The organism is Streptomyces sp. S3(2020) (genome assembly GCF_013044505.1).
Taxonomy (GTDB): domain Bacteria; phylum Actinomycetota; class Actinomycetes; order Streptomycetales; family Streptomycetaceae; genus Streptomyces.
On sequence record NZ_JABERD010000426.1, the window covers coordinates 1 to 3,436 of the forward strand.

Genomic DNA, 3,436 nt, shown 5'->3' on the forward strand with positions numbered 1-3,436 from the left:
CCTTCGGCTCGGAGACGTGTATTAGCGACAGATACACCCCCGCGACCCGAGCCACATGCGCATCGAGATCCCGCACCTCCAGATACCGCGCCGCGGCAAGCTGGTTGACGGTCGGCGTATGCAGATCCGCGGCCTGCTTGGCGACAACACAGGCCCGCCGCACCGCACTCGGCGCCCGCAACCACCCCAGCCGCAGCCCGGGAGCCATCACCTTGGAGAAGGACCCGAGCAGCACGGTCCGATCCTCGGCCCCCGGATACGAGGCGATCCACGGCAGCCGCTCCCCCTCGAACCGCAGCTCCCCGTACGGATCGTCCTCGACGATCCACACCCCGCACCGCCCCGCCACCTCGGCCACACCGGCCCGCCGCTCGGCCGACATGGTCCGCCCGTTGGGATTCTGGAAAGTGGGGACGGTGTAGAACAACTTCGGCCGCTCCCGAAGGACAAGCTCGGCGAGGGCACCGACATCGGGCCCCTCCGCATCCCCCGGCACGGCGACGACCCGCGCCCCCGCCAGCCCGAAGACCTGAAGTGCCGCCAGATAGCAGGGGTCCTCGACGAGCACGGTGTCCCCCGGCTCGACGCGCGCGGCGGCGACCAACGACAGGCCCTGCTGCGACCCGGTGGTGACAACAAGCTCATCCGCCCCGGTGTCCAGCCCCCGCACCGCCGTCCGTCGCGCCAGCACCTCCCGCAGCCCCGGCCCCCCTTCGGTCGTCGAGTACTGAAGGGCCCGCCCCGGCATCTCCTCCAGCACATACCGGAACGCCGCCGCGACACCCTCCCGGTCGAACAGCTCGGGCGCGGGCAGCCCACCGGCGAAGTTGACGACCTCGGGCCGTGCGGTGACGGCGAGGATCTCCCGTACCGCCGACCCACCGGTCGACCGGACGCGCGAGGCGAGCGAAGGCAAGGCGGCGAAGGTGCTCGTAAGGGTCATGCCGAGCACCCTAGAGATATAGATGTCGCCTACAAACAGCTTTCCAGGATCCGGGATCAGATCAGCCCGTGCGCCCGACACCCGCGTACACATTGATGTCCGCGTCGGTCACATCACCGATCTCGGCGGGCGCCGCCCCGTCCGGCCGCCACCGATGGACGGGCACGACTCCGGGATCCAGGACCTCCAGCCCGCTCTCGGAGAAGAACCGCTCGACCTCCCCCTTGGACCGCAGCACGAACGAGAACCCACGAGCGGTGTACGTCTCCTGTACGGCCCGCATGTTCGCCGCGTTGAGATCCAGCGTGAGATGACTGAGCACGACACGGCTCCCCGGAGGCAGCGCGGCGACGAGCTCCCGGACCACGGGATAGGCGACCTCGTCCTCCACGAAATGCAGAACAGCCACCAGGAACAACGCGACGGGCCGGCCGAAGTCCAGTGTCTCGGCGGCCCGTTCGAGAATCCGCGCCGGGTCCTCGAAGTCGGCGTCGAGATAGTCGGTACGCCCCTCGGGACGACCGCTCAGCAGCTCCCGCGCATGCGCGAGGACGACGGGATCGTTGTCGACGTACACGACCCGCGACTCGGGATGGATCCGCTGGGCGATCTGATGGACGTTCTCCGCGGTCGGTAACCCGGTCCCCACATCGAGGAACTGCCGTATCCCGTCCCGCTCCGCGAGCTCGGTGACGGCCCGCCGCATGAAGTCGCGGTTGTGCCGCACGTCCAGATACCCGCGGGGATTGGCGGCGAGCGCCGCGGCGGCGGCCTCACGGTCGGCGGGGTAGTTGTCGGTGCCGCCGAGGAAGACGTCGTAGACACGCGCGGGATGCGCCTTGGTGGTGTCGATCTCCATGCTCATGACCAACAAGCTAGCCCGCGAAGGCCGCCGAGACAGCGGACTCCCGTTTCCCGCGTCCCACGACACTCCACCGGGGCATAGCACCCCCGCAGGTCAGAGGCCATCCCGCAGTCCGGCCGTCCCACATCGCGAGGCACCTTATGGTCATCACACCCACCCAGGCACCAGGCTGAGGCCACTCCTCACAGCCGACCGACAGAGAGGCCCCTGCCGATGCCGGTGTCAGCGAACACGCACACCCGCGCACCCCGCCGCCTCCTGGCAGCGCTGACGGTCGTCCTGGCCACGCTCACCCTGACGGGCTGCGAGGACGGCGAGGGCCTACGCGACGAGGGCCCATCAACCTCAACAACACAGACGACAACGACGAGAACAGCTACCGAACCGCCGGCATCCGAGCAGCCTCAACAGCCCAGTAGGTGAGGATGTTCTGCGCCCCGGCCCGCTTGATCCCGGTCAGCGCCTCCAGGATGGCCCGCTCCCGGTCGATCCAGCCCTTCTCCGCGGCGGCCTCGATCATCGAGTACTCACCGGAGATCTGATAGGCGGCGACGGGCACCTCCACGGCGTCGGCGACCCGGGCCAGCACATCGAGGTAGGGCCCGGCAGGCTTCACCATCACCATGTCGGCCCCCTCCTCCAGATCGAGGGCCAACTCCCGCAACGACTCCCGCACGTTGGCGGGGTCCTGCTGATAGGTCTTCCGGTCCCCCTTCAACGAGGACCCGACAGCCTCCCGGAAGGGCCCGTAGAACGCGGACGCGTACTTCACGGTGTACGCGAGGATGGCCACATCCTCCCGCCCGATCTGGTCAAGGGCGTCACGGACGACCCCGATCTGCCCGTCCATCATCCCGCTGGGCCCGACGACATGCGCCCCGGCATCGGCCTGCACCTGAGCCATCTCGGCGTACCGCTCCAAGGTGGCGTCATTGTCGACCCGCCCCTCGTCGTCCAGCACCCCGCAGTGCCCGTGATCAGTGGTCTCGTCGAGACACAGGTCAGACATCACGAGCAGCTCATCACCGACCTCGGCCCGCACATCCCGCAACGCGACCTGCAGAATCCCGTCGGGATCGGTCCCAGGCGTCCCCAGGCCATCCTTCTTGGACTCCTCAGGCACCCCGAACAGCATGATCCCGGAGATCCCGGCCTCGACAGCCTCGGCGGCCGCCTTCTTGAGACTGTCCCGGGTGTGCTGCACAACCCCCGGCATGGCCTCGATCGGCACCGGCTCACTCACGCCCTCCCGCACAAAGGCGGGAAGGATGAAGTCAGCAGGATGCAACCGCGTCTCAGCGACCATCCGCCGCATGACAGCCGAGGTCCGCAACCGCCGCGGCCGACTACCGGGAAAGGATCCATACGTCGTCATACCCCTACGCTACGCCCGCCCCGACAGCCCCTTTGCCGACGAGCCGTCGGCCGAACGCCTCAACGCCGGCCCATGGCGTCGGGGTGCGACCCCGCATCGCTCCGCTCTCCGCCGTCGGCCGCCGCGGTTCCGGCGCTCCGCTGTCCTCCCCGTCCTGCTGCGCGGGACGCGCGTCGGCCCCGACGCCTGTCGCCCTCACCCCCGTGTGCGCGAGGTCTGGACTGTGCCGTTGCCCGTCGCACGCCCGCCGCGG

General features: G+C 69.2%; 3 protein-coding genes. All 3 read right to left on the reverse strand.

The features are described from left to right. Positions 1 to 943: PLP-dependent aminotransferase family protein (locus tag HLK59_RS49030; RefSeq protein ID WP_171148176.1), on the reverse strand; the 943-nt coding region annotated here is incomplete at its 3' end. Between the two features lie 61 nt (positions 944 to 1,004). After that, positions 1,005 to 1,808, reverse strand: coding sequence for an SAM-dependent methyltransferase (locus HLK59_RS49035; RefSeq protein WP_171148177.1), 804 nt, complete (start codon positions 1,806 to 1,808; stop codon positions 1,005 to 1,007). A gap of 376 nt (positions 1,809 to 2,184) precedes the next feature. Beyond that, a complete protein-coding gene (gene hemB / locus HLK59_RS49040; RefSeq protein WP_171148178.1) occupies positions 2,185 to 3,183 on the reverse strand; it encodes a porphobilinogen synthase in 999 nt (332 codons plus the stop codon). Positions 3,184 to 3,436 lie beyond the last annotated feature (253 nt).

What these genes read in the sequence shown, in the direction of transcription:
- hemB (WP_171148178.1), bottom strand. Translation starts at nt 3,183, where the DNA reads ATGACGACGTATGGATCCTTTCCCGGTAGTCGGCCGCGGCGGTTGCGG.
- HLK59_RS49035 (WP_171148177.1), bottom strand. Translation starts at nt 1,808, where the DNA reads ATGAGCATGGAGATCGACACCACCAAGGCGCATCCCGCGCGTGTCTAC.